General features: G+C 50.0%; 21 protein-coding genes. 5 read left to right on the top strand and 16 right to left on the bottom strand.

Annotated features, from left to right (window positions below; all coding sequences use genetic code 11):
- Nucleotides 1-8 precede the first annotated feature (8 nt).
- A complete protein-coding gene (locus ACT3TJ_RS07760; RefSeq protein WP_444622078.1) occupies nt 9-1,181 on the bottom strand; it encodes an MFS transporter in 1,173 nt (390 codons plus the stop codon).
- A 136-nt stretch (nt 1,182-1,317) separates the two neighbouring features.
- On the opposite strand from ACT3TJ_RS07760, the gene ACT3TJ_RS07765 reads away from it, so the two are divergent.
- Nucleotides 1,318-2,718, top strand: coding sequence for an aminotransferase-like domain-containing protein (locus ACT3TJ_RS07765; protein WP_444622079.1), 1,401 nt, complete (start codon nt 1,318-1,320; stop codon nt 2,716-2,718).
- Here the strand turns inward: ACT3TJ_RS07765 and ACT3TJ_RS07770 are convergent.
- The 10 genes from ACT3TJ_RS07770 to ACT3TJ_RS07815 all read right to left on the bottom strand — a co-directional run bounded on the left by ACT3TJ_RS07770 (nt 2,697) and on the right by ACT3TJ_RS07815 (nt 14,097).
- Nucleotides 2,697-3,644: an AEC family transporter gene (locus tag ACT3TJ_RS07770; RefSeq protein WP_442353171.1), complete on the bottom strand. Its 948-nt coding sequence runs from the start codon at nt 3,642-3,644 to the stop codon at nt 2,697-2,699. The genes ACT3TJ_RS07765 and ACT3TJ_RS07770 overlap by 22 nt on opposite strands.
- A gap of 104 nt (nt 3,645-3,748) precedes the next feature.
- Nucleotides 3,749-4,762, bottom strand: a complete 1,014-nt coding sequence (locus ACT3TJ_RS07775; protein WP_444622080.1) for an Ldh family oxidoreductase — start codon at nt 4,760-4,762, stop codon at nt 3,749-3,751.
- A 114-nt stretch (nt 4,763-4,876) separates the two neighbouring features.
- Nucleotides 4,877-6,454, bottom strand: a complete 1,578-nt coding sequence (locus ACT3TJ_RS07780; protein ID WP_444622081.1) for an aldehyde dehydrogenase (NADP(+)) — start codon at nt 6,452-6,454, stop codon at nt 4,877-4,879.
- Nucleotides 6,455-6,503: 49 nt separating this feature from the next.
- Entirely contained in the window at nt 6,504-7,223 is a 720-nt protein-coding gene (locus ACT3TJ_RS07785; protein ID WP_444622082.1) for a FadR/GntR family transcriptional regulator, read from the bottom strand.
- A 106-nt stretch (nt 7,224-7,329) separates the two neighbouring features.
- Nucleotides 7,330-8,130 carry an NAD-dependent epimerase/dehydratase family protein gene (locus tag ACT3TJ_RS07790; protein WP_441678513.1) on the bottom strand — a complete coding sequence of 267 codons (801 nt, stop codon included), beginning with the start codon at nt 8,128-8,130 and terminating at the stop codon, nt 7,330-7,332.
- Nucleotides 8,131-8,192: 62 nt separating this feature from the next.
- Nucleotides 8,193-9,053 carry an amidohydrolase family protein gene (locus tag ACT3TJ_RS07795; protein ID WP_444622083.1) on the bottom strand — a complete coding sequence of 287 codons (861 nt, stop codon included), beginning with the start codon at nt 9,051-9,053 and terminating at the stop codon, nt 8,193-8,195.
- Between the two features lie 42 nt (nt 9,054-9,095).
- Nucleotides 9,096-10,013: a 5-dehydro-4-deoxyglucarate dehydratase gene (gene kdgD, locus ACT3TJ_RS07800; RefSeq protein ID WP_444622084.1), complete on the bottom strand. Its 918-nt coding sequence runs from the start codon at nt 10,011-10,013 to the stop codon at nt 9,096-9,098.
- Between the two features lie 148 nt (nt 10,014-10,161).
- Complete coding sequence (locus tag ACT3TJ_RS07805; RefSeq protein ID WP_441678519.1) at nt 10,162-10,881, bottom strand: oligogalacturonate-specific porin KdgM family protein; 720 nt, start codon at nt 10,879-10,881, stop codon at nt 10,162-10,164.
- Between the two features lie 171 nt (nt 10,882-11,052).
- Entirely contained in the window at nt 11,053-12,837 is a 1,785-nt protein-coding gene (locus tag ACT3TJ_RS07810; RefSeq protein WP_441678521.1) for a sodium:solute symporter family transporter, read from the bottom strand.
- 105 nt (nt 12,838-12,942) lie between these two features.
- Entirely contained in the window at nt 12,943-14,097 is a 1,155-nt protein-coding gene (locus ACT3TJ_RS07815; RefSeq protein WP_444622085.1) for a mandelate racemase family protein, read from the bottom strand.
- 196 nt (nt 14,098-14,293) lie between these two features.
- On the opposite strand from ACT3TJ_RS07815, the gene ACT3TJ_RS07820 reads away from it, so the two are divergent.
- From ACT3TJ_RS07820 to ACT3TJ_RS07835, 4 genes are all read left to right on the top strand, one after another.
- The gene (locus ACT3TJ_RS07820) at nt 14,294-15,331 is read left to right on the top strand and encodes a lactonase family protein (protein ID WP_444622086.1); all 1,038 of its coding nucleotides are present in this window, start codon (nt 14,294-14,296) and stop codon (nt 15,329-15,331) included.
- A 161-nt stretch (nt 15,332-15,492) separates the two neighbouring features.
- The gene (locus tag ACT3TJ_RS07825) at nt 15,493-17,727 is read left to right on the top strand and encodes a right-handed parallel beta-helix repeat-containing protein (protein WP_444622087.1); all 2,235 of its coding nucleotides are present in this window, start codon (nt 15,493-15,495) and stop codon (nt 17,725-17,727) included.
- A 173-nt stretch (nt 17,728-17,900) separates the two neighbouring features.
- Nucleotides 17,901-18,839: an alpha/beta hydrolase gene (locus ACT3TJ_RS07830; RefSeq protein WP_444622088.1), complete on the top strand. Its 939-nt coding sequence runs from the start codon at nt 17,901-17,903 to the stop codon at nt 18,837-18,839.
- A gap of 124 nt (nt 18,840-18,963) precedes the next feature.
- Nucleotides 18,964-19,233 (top strand): hypothetical protein, encoded by a 270-nt coding sequence (locus ACT3TJ_RS07835; RefSeq protein WP_444665555.1) that lies wholly within the window; start codon nt 18,964-18,966, stop codon nt 19,231-19,233.
- 146 nt (nt 19,234-19,379) lie between these two features.
- Here ACT3TJ_RS07835 and ACT3TJ_RS07840 read toward each other — a convergent pair whose 3' ends face one another.
- The 5 genes from ACT3TJ_RS07840 to ACT3TJ_RS07860 are packed head-to-tail and all read right to left on the bottom strand — an operon-like array spanning nt 19,380 to nt 24,535.
- Nucleotides 19,380-20,123: an ABC transporter ATP-binding protein gene (locus ACT3TJ_RS07840; RefSeq protein WP_444622090.1), complete on the bottom strand. Its 744-nt coding sequence runs from the start codon at nt 20,121-20,123 to the stop codon at nt 19,380-19,382.
- 10 nt (nt 20,124-20,133) lie between these two features.
- A complete protein-coding gene (locus ACT3TJ_RS07845; protein ID WP_444622091.1) occupies nt 20,134-20,964 on the bottom strand; it encodes an ABC transporter ATP-binding protein in 831 nt (276 codons plus the stop codon).
- 7 nt (nt 20,965-20,971) lie between these two features.
- On the bottom strand, nt 20,972-21,841 hold the full coding sequence (nikC, locus tag ACT3TJ_RS07850) for a nickel transporter permease (RefSeq protein WP_444622092.1): 870 nt from the start codon (nt 21,839-21,841) through the stop codon (nt 20,972-20,974).
- 38 nt (nt 21,842-21,879) lie between these two features.
- A complete protein-coding gene (locus tag ACT3TJ_RS07855; RefSeq protein WP_444622093.1) occupies nt 21,880-22,896 on the bottom strand; it encodes an ABC transporter permease in 1,017 nt (338 codons plus the stop codon).
- A gap of 37 nt (nt 22,897-22,933) precedes the next feature.
- On the bottom strand, nt 22,934-24,535 hold the full coding sequence (locus tag ACT3TJ_RS07860; protein WP_444622094.1) for an ABC transporter substrate-binding protein: 1,602 nt from the start codon (nt 24,533-24,535) through the stop codon (nt 22,934-22,936).
- Nucleotides 24,536-24,585: the final 50 nt, after the last annotated feature.

Genomic DNA, 24,585 nt, shown 5'->3' on the forward strand with positions numbered 1-24,585 from the left:
CGCACGATTTATGGCTGGCGAATGGCCGTCAGCCGCTTGGAAGGCTTGTTCCGGCCGATGAGCAGCAAACTAACCGTGGCAATGACTCCCACCAGTAACGCCACGCCAAATAGCGTCAATGCGGCTACATGCCCGACTGAATCAACAAGGGCGCCCGTTGTCATTACCGGGAGGCTAAATCCCACATACGCCATCAAAAAATAGCCGGCGCTTGCCTGGGTAGAAGACGGGCCAGCAATGGCTAGCACTCCGCTTAAGCCACCCAAATAGATAAACCCATAGCAGGCGCTGCTGGCCGCAACTGCTCCCAGTAACACAGCTACCAGGCTTCCCTGAAGGGCGCCCCAGGCAATTAATCCGTAGGCGAGAGGTAAAATCATCAACCCCAGCATCGTGGCCTTCACGGGCACCAAGGCGCGTGCCCAAGGCTGAAACAGTACTCCGCAGCTGCAAATGCCAAACGTGGCAAAACCACTCCAGGGCGTTAAACCGTGCAGGCTTAACGTGGAGGGCAATATAGCAATCACCAACCCTACGGTTGCCCATGCAAGTAAAATGGCTAGCCCAAAGCTCAGTGTTCCCGGCGGATAACCTGGCAGTCGCCACATCGCACTTTGGGTAGCAGCAGGTGCGATATTTTTTAGTGGCATCACTGCAACTAACGCAATGGTGCCTACGCCCAGATACAGCCATAGGCTTGGCGGCGTCACACTGGACGTATGGAGAATAAACAAACTGGTAACCGCCGCACCCAAACCAAACCCAAGTGCTGTACTGGACGTTACGTACGTCGTTGCCATGCGACTGTCGTCACTATTAAGTAACCGATGCATATATCCAGGCGCGACGGCTGAGGTCAGCCCGGTACCAATGCCTAATAAAAAGCGCGCAACCCCCAGCGCTATCAAGCTAGGCATCAATAGGGTTAGCGCAGTGGCACTTAAACAGAGCAGAAGCGCGACAATGATGAGCGGTTTAGGCCCCACCCGATCCGCCAGCCCATTAAGCCCCAGCAATACCGGCATGACGCCCACAACGTAACAAGCAAACGCGAGTGTGGCTGCGCCCACACCGACGCCTGCTTTCGCCGCCAGGATATCGTAAAGCGGTGCCTGTAAATTAACCGCAGTGGTAATCATAAATAGTGCAAAAGCCAACCGGGGCGCGTTATATCGGTCCATCTTTTTTCCTAAACGGGTCATGGGTTAAGCCATTACGCTCGCACCCATCCCGCCTAGAGGTAAGGTACACTTGTCCATCATTACCCAAGCACTGTTCCTGCGTTTTTGAGAACAGTGGCCGGCAGCAGAGATGTTTATGAAACTTCAGGTCGACCGACATGCCGCTTCCCCAATTGCGCAGCAGCTTGAAGAGAGTATTCGCCATTGGATTCAAGAGAATGGAGCGGGCGGGCGTCGCTTACCTTCCATACGCCGCCTAGCGGCAGACCTCAATATTAGCCGTAATGCGGTTATTGACGCCTACGAACGGTTGGTGGCTATTGGCCTGGTTCGCTCAAGACCCGGCTCCGGGTTCTTTATCTCTGATGGCGCTGCTGTTACCCCCCAACCATCGTTAGCCTCTACCCCTCTTCAAGAAGTTACCAATGGGCTGTGGGGGCTTTTTAGCGCTAATGAGTATTCGCTAAAACTGGGCTGCGGGTGGTTGCCTAATGCTTGGCGCGAGAGCGAATACCTGACCTACGCCATTCGCCAAGTGGCGCGTAAAAGCCAATCAGGAATTTTTGAATACAGCACGCCCCAAGGACTGCAGGAGCTTCGCAGCTTAATCCAGGAGCGCTTGCGCCCCCTCGCAATATCAGCAAGTGCTGAGCAAATTGTCATGACCAGCGGCGGCAGCCATTCACTGGATTTATTGGTGAGAATGCTGCTTGAGCCCGGCGACGTGGTGTTTGTGGAATCGCCGGGCTATTACAACCTATTCGGCTTGCTGCATTTACAGCGCGTTCGCGTGATAGGAATACCGCGCCTTGCTGATGGGCCGGATATTAACCGTTTGGAAGCCCTCTTAGCAGAGTACCGTCCCAAGCTTTTTTACGTGAACAGCGTGTTTCAAAACCCTACCGGCAGTACGCTCACACCGGCGATTGCACATCGCGTTTTACAGCTCGCCGAGCAGTACGATTTCACGATTGTAGAAGACGATATCTACGCTGACTTTCAGCACACCCCGACCACACGGCTCGCCGCACTGGATGGTCTTAAACGGGTTATTTACCTGTCCAGCTTTTCCAAAACGCTCACCTCATCGCTGCGGGTCGGCTTTATAGCCGCCCCGCCTTCACTAGTGCAACGGCTTGTGGATATCAAGATGTTAACCAGCATTTCCTCCTCGCGCTTTGCTGAGCAGGTGCTGATCACGCTGCTTCAAAACGGCAGCTATCGAAAACTCACTGAACGCTTAAGAACCCGGCTCTCCAACCAGATGGCACTGGCGCTTACGCAGCTCAAGCAAGTCGGTTGGGAGGTATTCACTGAACCGGCAGGCGGCATGTTTGTATGGGCCAAATCGCCGGTGGAGAAGGAAGCACTAATGGCGAGCGCACGCCGTTTTGACATCATGCTATCGCCCAGCCACTTGTTTTTCCCTGACAATCAAACAACGTCATGGCTGCGCCTGAATATCGCCTATCTGCAGGATCCAAGAGCCAAAGCGTTTATTGCCGCCAATAGCGATCAAGGCAACACGCCAAAATAGGTCATCAAACCAACAATAACGCTGATGGTGACAAAGGACATGAGCGTGCTCGCCATCAATGCACCGGCAGCCACGTTTCCCATACCATAACGCTGCCCCAGTAAAGGATAGACACTTGCCATGGGCGCGCTGGCAAACAGCAGTGCACCAGCGATAAGTAACGCGTCATTACCTGCAATCAACCACATGCAGATAAACACGCCAAGCGGATGAAGGATCAACTTGCCCGTGACGATCTGGCTCACCTCGCCCACTACGCCACGTATTTGCAGTCCGTAGAGTGCGCCACCGATGGCAAACAATGCAGCAGGACCTGCCGCGGTTGCCAGCATATCGACTGCTCGAATAACAGGGGCGGGTAGAGGTGTGTCGGTTACAGCAATCAATACCCCAATAAACAAGCCAATCAAGATAGGGTTCTTGGCCAATCGGCGAAGCGTTTTTTGCAGGGTTTTAATAACGCCATGCCCGGCTTGCTGTCCTACCTCTGCAAGAATAAGCGCCAGCGGGATGATCAATAAATTCTCGATGATCATATTCAAGGCTAAAAAATTAGCGGCGGGAGGGCCGATAATCATTACCGCAACCGGATATCCACTAAACGCGCTATTTGATGCGGACATTCCCAGCGCGCTAATACTTCCGGTCGTAAGCGTTTGCTTTTTCAACATTACGCTATAACCCAGTGCAGCGGCAAAAACACCCAGCGACCCAAGCCCGTAAGCTAACAGGTAACGGATGTTAAACACCTCTTCAAGAGGATTTTGGGTAAGGGCACGGATCAACAGCGCAGGGAGCGCGATATACAGCACAAACCGCCCAACTCCCTGCATTTGCTCGCGGTCAAGAATGCGAATTCGCATGGAAAAATAGCCGACGCCAATCAGCAAAAAAATAGGCGCAATGATGACAGCGACGTCAAGCATCAGGTTGGCTACGGAGAGGATATAGCGCCATCAAACCTTCCTTTCTAACCCGAAAGCGGAGCATTAAATAAGGCAGCATGCCATTATCAGAGATGCTTAATGGCTTAATGAGTCAGTTCAACAAGCTCATCGTAAAGAGCCTTTGGCAACGTAACGCCGTTTTGCAGGCTATTTTCACGCGCCTTAAAACGGCGCTGGGAAGGTAAGCGAGCGCCCTGCCCGAGGATATTATCAAACAGTACCTCTGCATGCTGAAGATGGTGTTCGGCGTCTTTCCCCAAGAATACCTCTGGCGATATGGCGATAATCAGCTCGCCATGAAAGGGTTTGCCGGTTTTCTGCTCGTTGGCAGCCTGAGTTTCATGGCCCAGTACATCGCCAATCAGCGGCCCGGCCAGCAGCTCAATCATGGTAGAAAGCGCCGAGCCCTTATAGCCGCCAAAGGTCAGCATGGCACCCGCAAGTGCTGCTACCGGATCACTGGTGGGGCTACCTTTATCATCTATCGCCCAATCAGAAGGAATCGTTTTCCCGGCGCGCTTATGCAACTCGATTTCACCTCGCGCTACAACGCTAGTCGCAAAATCGAACGTATACGGTGTGCCACCCGGCCGCGGCCATGAAAATGCGATAGGATTTGTGCCCAGTAGCGGCTTAGTGCCACCTGCAGGTGCAACAAACGCATGGCTTGGCGTCATAGCGATACCGATCAAACCTTCGCTAGAGAGCGCCTCCACTTCAGGCCACAGCGCTGAAAAATGAAAGCTGTTATTGATCGCAAGTGCCGCAATGCCCGTGCGGTTGGCCTTTTCAACAAGGCTTTGTTTACCCTGTTCAAATGCCAATAACGAGCACCCTTGATGAGCGTTCACTTTAACAACACTAGCTGCCTGGTCGATAATTTCCGGCGTTGCGTGCGTGTCCACCCCGCCATTGCGGGCCGTGTTAACACAGCCAATCAGCCTATATAGGCCATGTGAGTGACACTCATCACGCTGAGCGGCCAGTACATTACGTGTAATGGCTTCCGCGTGAGCCTGACTATAGCCATTATGTTGAAGCACATTGAGACTCAGGGCTTCAGCATCTTTCAATGAAAGGGTAATTTCTTCACTCATCATCTACTCCTGCGAATTTTAATTGTTAGATGCACACTTGATAAAAAAGCAGGTAATTACTTACCTGCTTTGGGTCTTGACTAGTGGATGACTTCCGATGATCTCAAAGAGATATCAGGCTTCCCGCTTACCATCTACCAATCGGCTAACTTTCAGCGGATTGCTTTCTTGCAACGCGCTTGGCAATAAGCTTTCTGGCAGTGACTGATAGCATACCGGACGCAAAAAGCGCTTGATCGCGGCGGTGCCTACCGAAGTAGTACGGCTATCGGACGTTGAAGGGTAAGGGCCGCCGTGAACCATGGCATGGCAAACCTCTACGCCAGTTGGCCAGCCATTGGCAAGAACCCGCCCTGCTTTACGCTCAAGCGTGGGCAACAACGTTTTTGCCGCGTCAATATCGGCATCATTCATATGCAGCGTGGCCGTTAGCTGGCCTTCCAACTGCTCGGCCACATGCTTCACTTCGGCCATATCCTGGCACTCGATGATTAGTGAGCTCGCGCCAAACACCTCTTCCTGAAGCACTTCAGACGCGAGGAAATTACTTGCCGACGTGGCAAATAGGCCCGTTTGGCACTGATAGCTGCCGCTGCCGGTTTGGCCACGGGCGACTTCACTCACATTGGCCTCACCGCTCAGTGCGGAAACGCCTTTTTGATACGCGTCATGGATGCCCGGTGTCAGCATGGTTTGCGCGCCGCTGCCTTCCACCGCTTTTTGTGCCGACTGAATGAATGAATCCAGATCCGGACCTTTGACGGCGATCACCAAGCCGGGGCTGGTGCAGAACTGGCCAGCCCCCATATTGAGTGAGCCAACGAATGCCTCGCCCAACGCCTGGCTGTTTTCCTTCAGCGCTGCGGGTAGTAAAAAGACCGGGTTGATGCTGCTCATCTCAGCGTAAACAGGGATGGGCTGGGGGCGATTTTGAGCCGCCTGCATCAGCGCTGTACCGCCACTGCGTGACCCGGTGAAACCTACTGCCTGAATACGTGGGTCGGTGACCAGCGCCTGACCAATTTCATTACCCGAACCAAACAGAAGCGAGAACACGCCTTCCGGCAGGTTGCAGGCTTTCACTGCTTTTTGGATCGCCCGGCCCACCAGCTCGGACGTGCTGGGGTGAGCGGAATGGCCCTTCACTATTACCGGGCAGCCCGCCGCCAGCGCAGAGGCGGTATCGCCACCCGCTACAGAGAATGCCAGGGGGAAGTTGCTGGCACCAAACACAGCCACCGGCCCCAAAGCGATATGGCGCTGGCGTAAATCAGCACGCGGCAGCGGCTGACGATCCGGCATGGCAGGGTCGATACGTACATCCAACCACTCACCAGCGCGCACTACCGATGCAAATAAGCGTAACTGACCACAGGTTCTGCCACGCTCGCCAGCAAGACGTGCTTGCGGAAGACCGGATTCCGCCATGGCACGTTCGATCAGCTCATCACCAATTGCTTCAATCTCATTGGCAATGGTTTCAAGAAAGGTGGCGCGTGCTTCCAGTGAAGTTTCGCGATAGGTATCCAGTGCATCCCAGGCAAGCTTAGTGGCCTGTTCAACATGGCTTCGGTCTCCGCCTACGTAGACCGGCTCAAGCAACTCACCCGTAGAAGGGTTAGTAGCCTGGATATTGCGCTGTGTGCCGGTGACAACCTGCTGACCGATTAAGAGTTTGCCTTCCAGTGCCATGGTCGATCTCTCCTGATAGATTCGCGTAGGGCATCACCTTTAAACGCACCTACTTGTAAGAATAGTAAGTTTTATATGCTCGGCTTAAATGTTGATACATGGCAGCATTGGCCGCCTTTGGATCACGGGCCAGAATTGCCTCAAGAATGTCAGAGTGTTCCTGGCTTACTCTTTGCAGGTACTGGTATGTCGTTTGCAAATCCACTTCCACTGACATCAACTTAGCGCGAGGAATTGTGCCTACATCCCACTGCTCATAAATGGTGGCAAACGCTGGGTTATGCGTTGCCTGCGCGATAGCTGCGTGGAAGGCCAGATCTTCCTCTCGTGCCTGCGTCGCGTGCTTACACGCCTGAATAAAATCTTGATGCAGGCTTATCAGGCGTTGTTTATCTTGCTCATCGTGCCGATTGGCGGCCAAAGCAGCCACCTCGGGTTCAATAGTCAGACGTAGCTCAAGAATATTTAAAATATCCTCGATAGTGCTCAGTCGAATTTTCTTACCCGAAGCCTTGCTTTCAGGAAGCGAACGCAACACGCGTGTTCCAATTCCACGGCGGGTTTCAACAAGCCCCTGCGATTTTAAGTGAGTGATAGCTTCACGAATGACCGTACGACTAACCCCGAACATGTCACATAGCGCGCCTTCTGGTGGGAGCTTATCTCCCACCGGGATTTCCTGGCCTGCAATAATACTTTCCAATTGCTGGGAGACCTGTCGCGACAAGCTACCACCATGCACTAAAGGTTTTATGCCAAGATTTTTCATGCTTCACTAACTCTCACGTAGATCAAAGTTCAGGCTTGCTTAATGCCCTCCATAATATGTACCACTATATAACAACCCATACGTTTTTTAATCATACATATGACGATCAGTCATCAGGATGGCCTGAAGCAGCGAATTTTCCACCCTGATAAACCACTTCTGGTGAGTTAGGGTCTGCTGCTTGCCCCCCCTTGGATTCAATTTCCTCGCGCCACTGCTCAGAGCTATGGCGCGGCTTCCAACCCAAAAACGAAACCAGCTGGTTATCCCACCACTGTTCAGCGTTATCAGAAGCGCCATAAATGACGGAATTCCCCAGCTTGGGCGCCTGAAACGCACGCTCAAACAGAGCCAGTAAATCCTCAACATGGAGCCAAGTCGCCAGCATGCGAGCATCAGCCGGTTTAGGGAAACAGGATCCGATTCGGATACTTAGCGTTTCAATACCAAATTTATCGAAGTAGAGGCTCGCCAAGTCTTCTCCAAAACACTTTGAAAGACCATAAATAGAATCAGGGCGGCGCGGCACTTGTGTGTTAATTTTTTGAGTGCGCTCGTAAAAGCCAATGGTATGGTTCGAGCTTGCAAAAATGATGCGCGGCTTATTTAAATGGCGTGCTGCTTCGTAAAGATTGTAAGTACCAATAATGTTTGACTGTAAAATGCCCTCCCAAGGCTTTTCAACAGAGACGCCGCCCAAGTGAATAATACCGTCACAGCCATCTACCAGCGCTTTTACGCCTTCATAGTCGGCAAGATCACATACCATCACTTCTTCATGAGCAGCCGGATCTGCGATATCTGAAATATCGGAAAGGCGCACATTCTTGGCGAGCTTGGTTAAGTAAGGACGAATCGCTTTACCCACACCACCTGCAGCACCAGTGACTAATAATTTGTTTAACATACCCATCTCCTGCTCATCTTATAGTTGCCAGGTAGTAAAATTTAATAACAACCTGCTTATAACTAGAAACCGTAGAGAAATGCCGGGTTATCTACCAATATTTTTTGCCGCGTCTCTGCATCTGCCCAATCCAAGAGAATATCCAGCTGCTCAGCATCACTTGGGTATTGTGCGCGCTGGACGCCAACATGGGGCCAGTTGGATCCCCAGATAACCCGGTCAGGCGCATGCTGGATGACGCGCTTGGCAATAGGCGATACGTCTGAGTAATCTGGCCCGCCCGTCAAGCTGGTTTCATACGCACCACAGATTTTGAACCATGCATTACCCTTATCGATCAAACGCAGGATGTCATCAACACGCTGGTCATCGGCAGGCACTGGGGCAATGAACTTACCAATATGATCAATAATGTAGCGCCCTTTAATCTTTTGCAGCTCTTCATGGTAGTCAGGCAGATCACGGCCATTAAACTGGACCATGAGATGCCAACCCATATCCTGAATAACGTTTTCTACAGCCAACATACGATCAATACCTACCGCCCCACCTGGCAGCTGCATGATACGTGCGCCACGTATGCCCTTCTCGTGTAACCGATCAAGCTCACTTCGAGGAGTATCCGGTGTAATGACAGCTATAGCGCGTGCCACCTCAGGACCAAACTGCTCTAACGCTGCGACCAAGGCAGCGTTGTTGGTTTGGTAAGCGTTTGGCTGGGTAATAACGATACGCTCCAGGCCCAACCATTTTTGCAGCTCACGATAATTTTCAACCGTTGCCAGCTCAGCAATTTGAGGCCCGCCCTCTTGCGCCTCAAACTCTGGTAAGAAAATATGGGCATGACAATCAGTTGCTCCCGCAGGCGCCTTAAAGCGCGGGGACGGGCCAGTTAATGGGCGGGTATTTTCTGGAATTGACATCATGCCTCCTGAATTGTTTGAAAATCGCTGCTGCGGCGGCCTTTAATACTGCTTGGCAACGTTGACCAAGTCGATCAACTGATTGCGCTCTGACTCAGAAGGCATCACCAGCGGTGCACGCACGTTACCTGCAGGCTTGCCGACGATATCAGCCCCCAGTTTAACCAAGCTAACGGCATAGCCTTTTTTCTGGTCGCGTAGATCAACAAACGGAATAAAGAAATCCCGGATAATTTTCTCTACCGTCTTTTGTTCGCCGGCACGCAGTGCCTTATAAAACGTTGATGCCATATCGGGCACAAAATTAAACACCGCTGAAGAATAGGTATTAACGCCGATCGACAAATAGGCTTCCGCGAAAATCTCAGCGGTAGGTACGCCCCCAATGTATGCCAGACGGTCGCCGACCGTTTTCACAATCTTGTTCAGTGCCTGAATATCGCCTTTACCATCTTTAAGGCCAATCAAATTTGGGCAGGAATCGGCTAGTTGCTTGACCGACTCGGCATTCATAATGCCATTACCACGGTTATAGTAGATAACGTTGATGGACGTGCTGTTACACACTTCACGTGCATAGGCGACCAAGCCATCCTGAGGACATTCCGTTAGATAGGGAGGCATCAAGAGAATACCGTCAGCCCCGGCTTCTTCGGCAATTTTGGCCTGAGCCTTGGCCATCTCAACGCTTTGGCCTGCGCTAGCAATAATAGGTAGCTGACCACCGATAGTTTCAACCGCTGTTGTCACTACATCGCGGAAATCTTCCAGCGACAGACTGAAGAATTCGCCCGTTCCGCCAGCAACGAAGACAGCTGTAATTTCATGGCTCACAAACCACTTCAGGCGATCCTGGTAGCTCTCACGGTTAAAACAGCCTTGACTGTCGAAATCCGTAATCGGGAAAGATAGCAAGCCGTTTGAGATAGCTGTCACAGTATTTTCACGTGAAAAATTCATATATTTATTCCTGTATCATGTCTCGTTGTAATACATCACACAACTATAGAGGGAAGCAGAAGCGGAATCAATGTTTTTAAACCACCTCAACCTGCATCTGTTTTATGCAAGCCTGAACGCTCCTGCTTATATTACCCATAACGGGTGTTTAGAATCGGAAGCTATACGTTAGCTGGGCAGCATCATTATGTTTTCCAGCATTACTAGATGCCCCTTCGCGTATTTCATCTTTACGCTTATAGGTTATAGCAAGCGCATTGGCTCGATTGATGCGATAACCAACGCTAAACTCATGCTCCCAACGGTCACGGGACCCTGTATACATACGATTATCACCACCAAGCATATAGGCGTAGCTAGTGTTCCAAGCCAGACCAATTTGGTCCGTCAGAGCATAATTGATATATCCGTCAAATCGATTGGCTCGCGACCTTGGCCCGTTACCTTCTTTATACGTCTGATATTCATAGCGGTAGCGTGTACCAATCCGCAAAGCATCATTAATACGATAGTTTAACCTGAGCATTGGACGAGCCATTTCCTGACCTGGGTTAAACTTGTATTCAATCTTTGGCTGAAGTGTCCATCGTTTATCTTCATCCAGTGCATAGGTATAGCCAAGACCAAATAAATTCTCAGCTAACTCAGGTGATCCACTTATCTCATCGCGCCAGCGACGTTGGTGCTCAAAGCCAAGTGATATTTTATTATCGAATACATGCCCAATACCAAACTTGACCTTATAATCCTGATTATCTCTAAAGGTCTGTTCATATTTTGTTGCTATGGTCGTTGTGCCTGCATGACCAAGACTACAAAACATTGCTGCAAGTACTGCCACCCCATTAACTAACTTTGTATTTTTCATAAATAGCCTTCTCGGTTAAGCACTTATTGTTATCGCACGCTAAAAATTCTTCACATGGTGTGAACTTGCGCGCACCCTATACATAACACTTATAATGTATTATGTTTCATTAAGCACTCTCCCTACGCCTGTACCTGCATCAAGAGAGTGCTTTGTTGTGGGTCACTGTTATTAAGCGGTTTGAGTCTTCAATTCCGCTTTATGCATAGCTCGCTTACTGGCACGCGCCGAGATAAGCATCAGAACCGCAGGAACCAACAGTATCCCTCCGCACAAGAGCATGATTAGGCGTCCATCCATCGAGTTGGGAAGTAATGACAAGCCCATCACCATGATGCTGCCAATGAGAATTAAACGACCCAGCACAATTTTCTGGGCATAATCAATTGCATCGGAAGCTGGATCTTCTTCGGTACTCTCTACCGGCGTTTCCCAACGCTGCCACATTTCCGCGCGTTCATCTGCTCGCTCGTCTGATTGCGCTTCAGGTTTGTAAAAAAGTGTACTCAACATGAAGAAACCACCAGTTATTACGACATGTGCACCGATAGCAAATGAGACGCGGAAATCAGACCACTCACGGTCAGTAATATCCATTCCCATTACATTATTAACGAACTCTGGCGATAGCCATGCGCCAATAACATAAGAAACCATACAGCCCACTACGAGCGTTCCCCAGCCAGACCAGTCTGGTGTCTTGCGAATAATCATACCCAACATGGCAGGAATGGTAATCGGGAAGGTAATCAACGCGCTTGCCGTTAACAAGATATCAAACAGGCTCATACTTTTTAGCGAGTTGATAAACAGGCTGATACCGATAATGATCACACCGAAACTGAGGGTGACAAAGCGTGAGACACGCATCATCTCTTTCTCGGTAGCATGGGGCTTTATAACAGGTAGATAGAAGTTCCGTACAAAGAAGCCTGCGTTACGGTTCAAGCCTGAGTCCATTGAAGACATACTAGCAGCAAACATTGCAGCCATCAGCAGTCCCAACATACCTGCCGGCATATATTCACTAACGAAGCCGACAAAGACAGCCTCATTGGCCTTAGCGCCCAACATAGCGAAGTTATCTGTGAAGTCCGGGCTGTAAGCATGCATAAACCATGCAGGGAAAAACCATATAATGGGCCCAATCAAAGCAAGACAAAGGGTAAACAGAGCACCATAGCGAGCATTCTTACTGTTTTTGGCGCAAATATAGCGATAACCATTAAGCGTGTTATTCATCATGAATATTTGCTTAATAATTAACATGAATACCCAAAATCCAAACAGCCATGCATAGCCATAGCCACTTCCTGTCAAAAACTCACCGTCATAGCTGGATACAACATGGCCTATGCTTTCTGTATTCCCCCAGGCAACGATAAAGCAAACAAAGGTAACCGACATAATGATCAGCATTTGAACATAGTCGGAGGCAACCACCGCCCAGGCACCGCCCGTTACTGACATTGCTACTACGGCAATACCGGTTAACAAAATAACGGTTTCAAGCGGAACGTTAAACACCGCCGAAGTAATGATTGCCAGAGCACTTAACCAGGTTGCTGCGGATACCAACCCATCAAACATACTAAACCAAATAAAGGTTTGCTCACTGGGTTTGCCATAGCGCATCTTCAGCGCTTCTGCAGCGGTGACCACGCGCAGCTGCCGAAAACGCGGCGCAAAATACACATAGTTAAGGAAATAACCGGCAGCGTTGGCCATGAAAAGAAATATGATCGCAAAGCCACTCATATAGGCCTGAGAAGCGGCACCTGTAAATGTCCAGGCTGAGAACTGTGTCATGAAGGCGGTTGAACCTACCAACCACCACAGCATGTTACCGCCACCGCGGAAGTAGTCACTGGTATTAGCATTGAAGTTTTTAAACACCCAACCAATGACTACTAGAAAGACAAGGTAAATTAATATTACCCAGACATCGACACTCATAAGAACCCCTTATCACTTTATTATTGGAACATCGGCGTTGCCGGATAGTTATAAAGCTGGTGCTTTGAAATATACGCGGTGAACTAACCCGGCCCGTTAACCAAATTAGTAGCTCTCTAGCGTATTATTTTTGATGTAATCAAAATTGATGCTTTCACCCAGGCCCGGTCGGTCGGGCAGGTGAACGAAGCCTTGTGCATCCATTTCATCGACAATGACGTTCAAGTAAGCAGGCGCCTCGTCGTAATCCATATGCGGGTGCAATAGGCCGCGCTCGTACCACTGGCAATTGGTTATAGCACCCACGACCGCCAGGTTCGGCGCGCCGTTGCCGTGAATTTCGCAGTCCATGCCGAACGCCTCGGCCAGATGGGCCGCCTTGATGCAAGGCGTGATACCCCCACCATTGGCGACACCTGCACGCAGGATGTCGCAGGCATTGTGCTGAACCCAGCTGGCACGGCTTTGATGCTTGCCACCAATGGTTTCCGGGCCGATAACCGGCACATCCACCTGCTGGGTCAGCCAGCGGTAGGACTCCATGGAATCTTCAGGCATCGGTTCTTCAAACCAAGCGAAGTTCAGACGCGAAAGCGCGCGGCCGATTTTCAAGGCATCCAGTCGGTTGTACCAATGGTAACCATCCAGCATGAGTGCCACGTTGGGCCCTACTGCTTCCCGGACGGCTTCACAAGCACGAATATCCATTTCGACGCTAGGCGCAAAGCTAACCGGCGGCATCCAGGTGTGTAGCTTGATGCCTTGATAACCACGCGCGACCAGGGATTCCGCAAACTGGGCGTACTCTTCAGGCGTGGAGAGTCCCCCTTGCGTTTCATCCCCACACATGGTGCTGGCATAAGCCTTTACCTTGTCCCGGGCACCGCCCAACAGCTGATAGACAGGTACATTCAACTGGCGACCCGCCAGATCCCAAAGCGCTTGATCTAGAACAGCCATGGCACGGTCTGTTAGCTGTGCTCCACTACCCCGTTGGCGCAACCAGAGATCCTGCCAGATAAGCTCCCGCGCATGCACAGGCTTACCGATAGCCGCCTTCTTAAAGTAGTTTTCAACAATGTAAGGGCGGATCAATTCTTTGGGTGCAAAAGCGTACCCCTTGGCGCCGTCTTCGGCTGTCACGGAGAGCATGGCAATTTGCGCTTCGCTGGGCTTTCCAGCATGGGCGTGACCCGCACTGTCTCGGGCTAATTTGGATTCATAGCGGATAACGTCTACGGATATGGATTCGATTTTCATCGTGCCTTGGCCCCTCGTATATAGCGTATTTTTACATTTGGCATGGCTTCTTAAAGTCATACATAATATGTTTAATATTAGAGAAACACACTGCCGACAACAATATAGACAATGGTATGAATATACGAAGACCGAAGATCAGCGCAGATGACGAATTCAAGCGTATCGTTTTAAGCTATCGTAAAGGACAGTCAACATGAACCAAAAAGCCACGATGATCGATAAAAAACAAGCGTTATATATAGGCTGTGCGCTAAGCGGAGAGCTATATACCGCCAGCCTATCATTAGCAACCGGAACACTTGAATACGTTACGCACACACGTCTTCCAGGGCTTAAAAAACCGGGTGGAGCCATGCCACTTGCCATATCGCGTGCGCGTAATACACTCTATGCCGTTTCCCGAGGAGAACCGTTTTTTATTGCCAGCTTCACGATTGATGCCAAAGGCGGTCTACAGCACTTAGGTAACACGCCTGTTGAAACCAATCTTGCCTATATCCAGACAGACACTGATGATACGCACTTGTTAAGCGCATCTTTTATCGATCATCACGTCAGCGTTTTTGACATACAGCAAGATAACCGTATAGCGGTAAAGCCCCATCAGATTCAAGAAATTGTGAATGCGCATATGCTGCGCATGGCGCCAGACAACAAGACTATTCTAGCTACGGGCCTTGGCAAAGACGTTATATATCAATGGCAATGGGAATCACGGTCTTCCGGTAGCGCTGCCTCGTTTCCGGCTCAATGTATTGATGAGCTTATGCTCTCAGAGGGCACTGGACCAAGGCATATTACCTATCACCCTACCCAGCCTATTGCGTACATCATTGGCGAACGTAACGGCACAGTTAACGTCGTCCGTTATGGTGCAGAAGGTTTAAACCACCTGCAAACGGCGTACTTACCTGATCAGCAAGAGGCATTTCAAGCAGCGGATATTCATATTACTCCGGATGCTCGCTTTCTGTATGCCTCTGAAAAAGCCACCTCAACGCTGCACCTCTTTAATCTGCAATCAGATGGCACAATCCACTTTGAAAAGTATTTTGAGACGGAGAACCGCCCCCGTGGCTTTGCCATTACTGCTTGTGGTCACTATCTCATCGCCGCCGGACAGTTTTCCCATCATATTGCGAGTTATCGAATAGATAGCGAGACCGGCTATTTGCAGTTAGTTAATCGCCTGCCTGTTGGCCAAAGCCCGGACTGGGTCGAGATACGTTAAAGCTACATTCATATCTTTGTTTTAGTGCTGTCATACTTTTAGCTAATTTGTAGCTCAAAACGTACTATGTATTATCTTTTGACGAATTTTCAGCGTCATCGTCCTTTCTCGGGCTGTGGCCAGTCTTTTTAGAACAATCATAAAGAACATAAGGTTTACTCATGAGAAAGATAGCCTCGCTTGCCTTGACCGTTATAACACCCGCCTTGGGCATCTCGCTTGTGCACGCCGATGACGCTTCCGAACTTGTTTGGCAGAGCGTCACCTTTGGCCAGTCAACGGATTTAAATTTTGGCTCCACTATTCTGCCTGAGAAAGTCGGCACCAATGAGGTGACCCACAATGGCGAACCAGTCTCCTCGGGTGCCCTGCTTGATAACGTGACAATTGAGAGCCGAGGCGGGAAGCTCGCCAACTCGCATGAAGGCGGTACCTTCTATTACACGACGTTGCCCACTGATAAAAACTTCGTGCTCACAGCAACGCTTACACTAGAGCAGTTAGGCCCGGAAACAGGGGCAACACCCAACCGTCAGGAAGGTGCAGGCATTATCGTTCGTGATGTAGTGGGAGCGCCACGCGCTAACCCCCAACCTGCTGGCCATGAGGAATTTCCAGCTGCCTCCAATATGGTCATGAACTTGATGCGCTCGCATACGCGGGAGAACGATGGGCTGGCAAATGCAACGGCGGTATACCGCGAGGGTATTCAGGACCCGTGGGGAAACCCGGGTAATCTGCTGAGCAAGGAAGACTATGCCGAAGGTATACCCCACGGCAGCGAACACACCTACCGCATGAGCCTTGCACGCAGCGATGAACATTTCAGCGTTACCCTGGAGGATGGCGATGAGATCTACCGCCATGAGCTGATCGAGGCGCCCGCCAACCTGGTCGAGGTACAGGACCCAGAGCACCAGTCCATAGGTTTTTTTGCCTCGCGCAATGCCCGGCTCAACGTTTCCGATATCACCATTGAGCTGTCTGATGCCGACACCCAGCAAGCTGCTGAATATCAGGCGCTAGAAGCGCCGCTCGTGTGGTCAATCGCCTCACCCAGCCTCGTGACAACATCGGATTATACGCTGCAGGCACTGGCCAACTACGCAGGTACTTTCAGCTTAGCCAAGGATGGAGAGGCGCTTGGCGAGTCACTAGAAGTAGAAGCCGGTCAACTGTTTCATTTTCCGCTTGAGGTTAAAGAGCCCACCGAGCTAAACGTTACCTTCGTGCCTTCCGAAGGGCCTGATACCCACCCCCAGCACACGACCCTAATGCTTGAATTGATAGACGTTGCAGACCCCTACAACCTTCACGTATCACCGGACGGGCGCGCAGGGCAGCCAGGCGACCTAGACAATCCGTTAGACCTGGAATCGGCTATCTCGCTGGTCGCGCCAGGGGGCACCATTCATTTGGCCGACGGCGAGTATGGCGCCATTGAAATTCCGCTGACCGCCAGCGGCACACCAGACGCGTTAAAGCGGCTTTCCGGCGAAAACGCTGAGGTGCGCTTCACCGGTATGGTGTCGCATAACGCTAATTACTGGCAGTTGGATCATCTTGAAGTCGCGGGCGAGCGTTTGATTATTCACGGCAGCCATAACGTTTTCGAACATATCGTGACCCACAGCGCCCCGGACACCGGCTTTCAGATTACCTCGCCCTCCGACGTTGGCCGCGCCCTGTGGGCCAGCCATAACACGGTGCGCTATAGCGAAAGCTATAACAACGAGGACGCATCCGGCATCAACGCCGACGGCTTTGCCGCCAAGATGCGTATCGGTGAAGGCAACTCGTTCGATTATTGCATCTCGCACCACAATATCGACGATGGCTGGGACCTGTTCAACAAAGTAGAGGATGGCCCTAACGGCGCCGTAACCATTACCAACTCCATTGCGTTTAATAATGGCCAGACCTTTAACACCCAGCAAACAGGCGGCAACCTGGGTAATGGCTTCAAGTTGGGCGGCGAAGGCCTTCCTGTTGCTCACACCGTGAAAAATAACCTTTCATTCAATAATGGTATGGATGGCTTCACCGATAACTTCAACTCGGGCGCTTTGTCCATCGTTGATAACGTGGCTATCGACAATAAGCGCTTCAACTTTATTGTTCGCCAAAGCCCCTATGGTGATCAGTTAGAATCTGCTCAGTTAGCGGGCAACGTATCGCTGCATATGGAAAGCGAAAGCGATTACCCCGATAGCGTTCACGGCGATATCAGCGATGACAACTGGTTCATTCAGGAAGAAAACACGTCAGCAATGGCGCAGCCTTTTGATGAAGTAACGCTCGCTGAGATCAGGGCCCTGCTTCAACAAGAAGCCAATACTGAGAGCGAACAGCGTGCACGTGCCTTGGCTCTACAACGGTTAGTGTTCAATCAGTAAAACTAGCGCTGAGTGTCTCTTGCTCCCCATAGCAGCAGACACTCTTTTTTTATAAAAACAATGATCGCATGACGCATTAAATGGTTTATCAACCATGTAAAAACAAACACTACATTTATCCGCATGACTGGTGGCGTTAGCCTTGTGCGGTTTTATGAGCACAGGAGGGAGCTATGGCCGATGTTTTACAGCATGAAGCGGTTCTACCGCTTTGGGACGAGCGGCCCGCGGGAACACCCGCTGACCTCACACCAACCATTGATGAGCGCTCCAAAAACTTGTTTAGGGCTGACCGAGCCCTTACAGGCATTGCTGAACCAAGCCTAACGGCTTGGGTTCCAGAAAACCCCAACGGCACCTCCATCATTATCGCCCCGGGCGGCTCTTATAGGCGTGTGGTTCTCGACAAGGAAGGGATTGAAATTGCCAAAGCACTGGCGCCTCTGGGCGTCACCAGCTTCCTACTTGCCTACCGCCTGCCTGGCGAGGGACACACTGACCGCGCGGATGCGCCGCTTGCCGATGCTCAGCGCGCGATGCGTCTAGTGCGTGGACATGCTGATGAGTGGGGGCTGAATCCTGATCGCATTGGGTTTCTGGGCTTCTCCGCCGCAGGCCACTTGGGTGCATCGCTCGCTACTGGCTATGACCGGACCACTTATGAAGAGGACAACGAGGCACACGTTATCTCAGCCCGCCCCGATTTTGTAGCCCTGGTTTACCCGGTGGTGACAATGCAGGATAACGGCGTTCATAAAGGCTCACGCTCTGCTCTGCTTGGTGATAACCCAACGCCGCAGCAAAAAAGTGATTACTCTCCTGAAGAGCACGTCAGTACGGATGCACCTGAAACGTTTTTGGTAATGGCCGACGACGCCCCCTCCGTATCACCAGCCAACGCCGTTGCTTTTTATACTGCACTTCATGAAGCAGGCGTTAAGGCGGAGCTACATATCTTCCGTGACGGAGGCCATGGTTTCGGCATAGGGGGAGCACAGGGTAAGCCGGTAGCAGGCTGGCCTAACTTGTTAGCTGAATGGATGGTACAGACCGGTGCCATACCAAGCCCATCAGAACTGGCGTTACCGACCGGGCTTGAGGAGACAAGATGAGAACGCTAATAGCAACGACGTTGTCACCCGAGATTAGAGCCACCGTCGTCGATGGGTGGATGGCAGAAAGCAAAGAGTTATGCTCCCGGGCAATAATCAGTTGCGCGGTCAGTCGGCTTTTACAATGTTACATCCTGGATTATTGAGCCTGCTAGACTTTCCGGATGTGGCGGCGCTATCAGCACTCAAGCCGATGCTGGTTTATGTCGGAGGAGAAGGTCCACTGTTTCCCACCAGCGCCGTACAAGCGGCCATGGCGAAAATGCACAGCGTATGGGATGCCTACGGAGAAAGTGAAGGCCTCACTACCCGCGTATGGCAAGACAAAGCACATACGTTCACGGCCGATATGCAAGATGCTGCTTTCGACTGGCTGGATGAGCAGGTTAGATAAAGAAGACCAACAGTAGTGCGGTAAGCCTTGGCGCTGTGTTCTTTTTTGTCAGAACGTTCAATGCAGAGTTGTTTCAATCTCAACGGTAAATCACGTTAAACATAAAGGTGGGCCCTCCCACCTTTACTTTCTATTGAACCAGAGCCTTATTCGCGGTTAAAAGCATGCTGTAAAAGGCTTTGCGTATAGGGATGCGCTATATTTCCGTCCATCAGCTCTTCTCTGGAAACGACCTCGACCACCTCTCCCCCCTTCATCACGGCAACACGATCGCAAAGATGAGCAATAACGCCAAGATCGTGTGACACCATGAGATACGTTAACTGATGACGGGTGCGCAAGGTTGCTAAAAGATTAAGTATCTCGGCCTGGACAGAAACATCCAACGCTGAAGTAGGCTCATCCAGCAGAATAATGTCAGGATCCAGTATGATGGCTCTGGCTATCGCCACCCGCTGCCGTTGGCCACCTGATATCTGGTGGGGGTAGCGAGATAAAAATGTTTCATTAAGCCCCACCTGCTCCAATGCCTCAACAATCCTCTCCTCTTTATTGGGCAAGCCTTTAATCACCAGCGGTTCATTTAAAATTTTTCGAATGGTGTGCCGAGGGTGTAAAGCACCATAGGGGTCCTGAAATACCATTTGCATGGTATTGCTTCGCTCTTTCAAAGATGCTTTGGCAATCGATTTACCCTGTACATGAATGGTCCCCTCCCAGCCTTGAAACTGGCCCGCCAAGCACTTAAGAATGCTGGTTTTTCCCGACCCCGACTCCCCTACCAAGCCAAACGACTCACCGCGCTCAATATTAAGGTTAATGTCACTTAAAATACGCTTTGATTTTGTAAGGCTTGAGATATCGAACGATAACGAATCAATAGCAATCATTGAGCTACTCCTAAGCAAGCCATTGTTGGTCTCTAGACAGCACCGGCAGTACGTCACGCCGATGCTTGAGGCTAGGAAGCGACTCCATCAGTCCTCTTGTATAGGGATGCGTTGCATTAGAAAGCTCATTGGCCTGTATAGATTCAACCACTTTTCCTTCATACATCACCAAAACGCGATCACAAAACTTTTTCACCAGATTCAGGTCATGGCTTACAAATATCAGGCTGATATTTTTCCTTTCTACGAGCTCATTTAATATGTTAAGCACATCCTGCTGAACTGACACATCCAATGCCGATGTTGGTTCATCTGCGATAATAATATCTGGCTCGGGTATTACCATCATCGCAATCATTACCCGCTGCCCCATGCCTCCGGATATTTCATGGGGATACTGACTATACACATGCTCAGGATCTGAAATACTCACCTCATGGAGCATTTTTATGGCGGCCCTTTTAGCTTCATGCCGGGTTATATTCTGATGAACTCTTAATGCCTCTGAAATCTGGTCGCCCACTGTTATGACTGGGTTTAGCGAAAATTTAGGATCCTGCATAATCATTGAGATATGCTGGCCCCGTATGGAGCGTATTTGCTTATCATCGCAGGTTAAAATATTGCAATCTTTAAACTGGAGCTTGTCAGCCGTGACGATTGAAGACGGCGGGTTCAGCTTCAGTATGGCTTTCCCAACTGTCGACTTTCCTGAGCCTGACTCGCCAACAATGGCCAACTTTTCATTTTTAAGCGTAAAAGATACGTCGCGAACCGCGTGCTTTAAGCCCTCATCGGTACGAAAAGAGACGTTCAGTTTTTCAACCGTTAATACATCCATGGGTATCTCACTCTGTCCGTGGGTCTAGAAGGTCACGCAGGCCGTCACCCAATAAATTGAACGCCAAGCTGACAAGCATGATAGCGGCGCCCGGGAAAGCAACGAGCCACCAGCTCTCAAGCATATAACTACGCCCTGTCGATATCATCGCGCCCCACTCGGGTAGCGGCGGCTGCGCCCCTAGCCCTAGAAAGCCGAGCGCTGCAGCCGTCAGGATGACTGTTGCCATATTCATGGTTAAACGAACAATCAAGGAGGGCAGGCACATCAAGGAGATGTAATGTACGAGTATGCGAGACGACGAGGCCCCTTGTAACTGAGCTGCCACAACGTAGTCTGAGTTTCTTAACGTAAGCGTTTCTGCCCGTGCAAGGCGCGCGACCGGAGGCCACGAAGTGAGTGCTATTGCGATAACCGCATGTTCAAGCCCTGGCCCCAAGGCCGCCACAAAAGCCAGTGCTAACACCAGACTTGGGAACGAGATAAAAATATCCGTAACACGCATAAAAGTACTGTCAATCCAGCCACCAAAATAACCGGACATAGTGCCTATAAATAAGCCAATAGGGCCCACAATAATAGTGACCAAAAAGACGATATACAGAGTTACCCGAGAGCCATAAACAAGACGACTGAAGATATCTCTTCCGTACTCATCCGTGCCAAACCAATGAGCCATGGAAGGTGGTGATAGCGTGCGCAATAAATCCTGCTGAAGCGGGTCATGTGTGGCTATCAGGGGAGCTGCTATAGCAAGAATGAGTAGCAAGGCGACAATAACGACCCCGGAAGCGCTCAGCGGATTTTTACAAAGCTTTTTAAACGATTTAATAAACAACGTTGCTCTGGTCGGTGCAACGTTAGACCGAAGGCCCATTGAGTAATCCGCGTTATTTATTGTTTCAGCATTTCTCATTATTTAGTCCTCGGATCGAACAGCTTGTATAGGACGTCTGATAATAAATTCAAGAAAACAAATACAAGTCCAATGAAAAGAACTGAGGCCATGACAGCATTCATATCGCCCATTAAGAGGCTGTCAGTTAAATATTGTCCAAAACCAGGCCAGGCAAATACGGTTTCAATAAGTACCGCACCCTCCAGCAATCCCCCATAAGCAAGCGCTACTATTGTCAGCAACTGAACCAGAATGTTTTTAAACGCGTGCTTCCAGATAACACTATGTTCAGAAAGTCCCTTCACACGGGCCGTTTTCACATACTCTTGGGAGAGCTGCTCTAGCATGAAGCTGCGCGTCATTCGTCCAATAAAAGAGACGGAGTTCAAGCCAAGAATCGCAGCGGGCAAGGCAATATGTCGTAGAGCGCTAACAAAGGCCTCTACGTTGCCAGAAAGAAGGGTGTCTATGAGATAAAATCCGGTATAGCTTTCGAACATCCCATCATAAGCAAACCCGATCCTTCCAGCCGCGCCGGCCCAATTAAGCCACGCGTAAAAGATGATTAATCCCACCATGCCGACCCAGAACACAGGAGTCGAATACCCAAAAAGGGTGATAATCCGCGTTAAATGATCACCCAATTGACCTCTATGTGTTGCCGCATACACACCCAAGGGAACCCCAAGCCCTACACCAAATATGATAGCTACAGAGGCTAGCTCTATCGTGGCAGGCAACACCCGAATAATATCGTTGATAACAGGGCTTCCTGTTAAAATGGCATAGCCGAAATCACCCGAAAGCATATCCTGGAGGTAATAGAAGTACTGAATCCAGATAGGTCGATCCAGCCCCATTTGCTGAAAAACCTGTTCATACGTCGATGAATCGGCATCCGGGCCAACGACCGCCAAGACGGGATCAATTGGCATTAGCCGCCCAATAACAAATGTCATTGTTAAAAGGCCAAACAGGATTATAAAGATAACACCTAACTTTTTAGACGCGCCGAACCAACGTGATCTTATCATTATTATATGCTCCGTTTTAAAGTAGAAATAAAGTCGGTTACTCACCTCTTTTGGTAACTGATCGTAAGCGGGTCATCGCGGCAGGATCATCTATATACCCTTCCACTTCACTTCTAACGGCTACCGTATTGACCATTTGAGAGAAAGGGAACAAGGCACCAACCTCTTCCTCATAGATGGATTGAACTTCTTCGTAAAGGCTATTTTGTATATCACTGTCAGCTTCAGAAACTGCGCCTAAAATTAATTCATTGATACGATCATTCTGATAACCAGTACGCCAACCCTGAAAATTGGTGAGCTTCGCTTCATCTGAATTATCCGGATTCAGAAGCAGTGGGGTAAGATTAGAGTCTGGATGCGGTGCAAAACCGCCGCCTCCTCGCCCTACGATAATATCAAAGCGGCGATCTCGCATCGCACCGTATACTTGATTACCCGATCCGCTAATAATTTCTGCATCTATTCCTATACGCTTTAAACTATTTTGTAAGTTGATAGCTGCATTAATAAAAGGAGACTCATTAAGTGCTCGTATCGTAGTGCTAAACCCATTTTCGTAACCCGCACTTTGAAGTAACTCGCGAGCTTCCTCAGGTGATACTGAATACATGGGTTCCGGCAAGGTAGCCGGCAGGCCAAGTTTTATCGGGCGCTGATGAAAAACTCCATAGTAGGGCATAATACTGTTATTGATACCCTCGTAATTAATGGTGCCTCTAATCGCCTTTCGAACCTCTTTATTAGCTAGAATATCGTTATGCATACTAACGGCGACGTAATAGAGGGTGCCACGCTGAGTCGTTTGGATATCTACATTCTCGGCACTTTCCAGCGAGCGAATATCAGGAACCGACATGCCGATGGCTACATCGATGTCACCGCGCTCGATCATCAAACGCATCGTTTGTGACTCTTTTAGATTACGCATTACTACGCGTTCCATGATGGGCTCGCCACCCCAGTATTGGCTATTTCTGGTCATGATAATTCTGTCCTGGGGAATCCATTGCTCCAGGATAAAAGCACCACTACCTGCAGAGTTAGTAGTTAACCAGCGATGCCCAAGGTCATCTTCATGCTCATGTTCAAGAACGTGCTTTTTATCAAGGATAAAAGCACTGGGACTCGTCGCCAGCGTATATATCACCAGCTTTGGATCAAGCTTACGCGGAAACTTGAGTTCGACTTCGTACTCGCTAACCTGGTTAACCAAGTCGGAAATATTCTCTTGGGTATAGCCCAAGGCTTTCCACGTTGTTGCAAGCGCTAAATTAAGGTTTAGGATACGCTCCAGCGTCCAAACTACATCTTCAGCAGTGAGTGCGTTACCTGAATGGAAGTGAATATCGTCGTTTAGAGTGAACAGAATCGACATATCATCGCCGGCTACTTCCCAGTCACTAGCGATCGAAGGCAGGATGATGGTTGGATCATGAGGATCCAGTTCAATTAGCGTGTCATAAAGGTTGGCATTAACAAAGGCAACATCGTTACCCGTAGCCGCAGCAGGGTCCAGCGACAGTATATTATTCATTTTCAATGCAATAATAAGCTGGTTACTGGGTGTATTTGAATGCGCTGTTATTGACAGCATTAGCATTATCATACCCGCGAAATATCGGATAAAGATGTTCATTTAGTCTCCAATACGCTAAAGAAATCTGATGCATTATTAGTAATACATAT

The sequence above is a fragment of the Halomonas sp. AOP30-A1-24 genome (assembly GCF_052378165.1).
GTDB lineage: Bacteria > Pseudomonadota > Gammaproteobacteria > Pseudomonadales > Halomonadaceae > Vreelandella > Vreelandella citrativorans.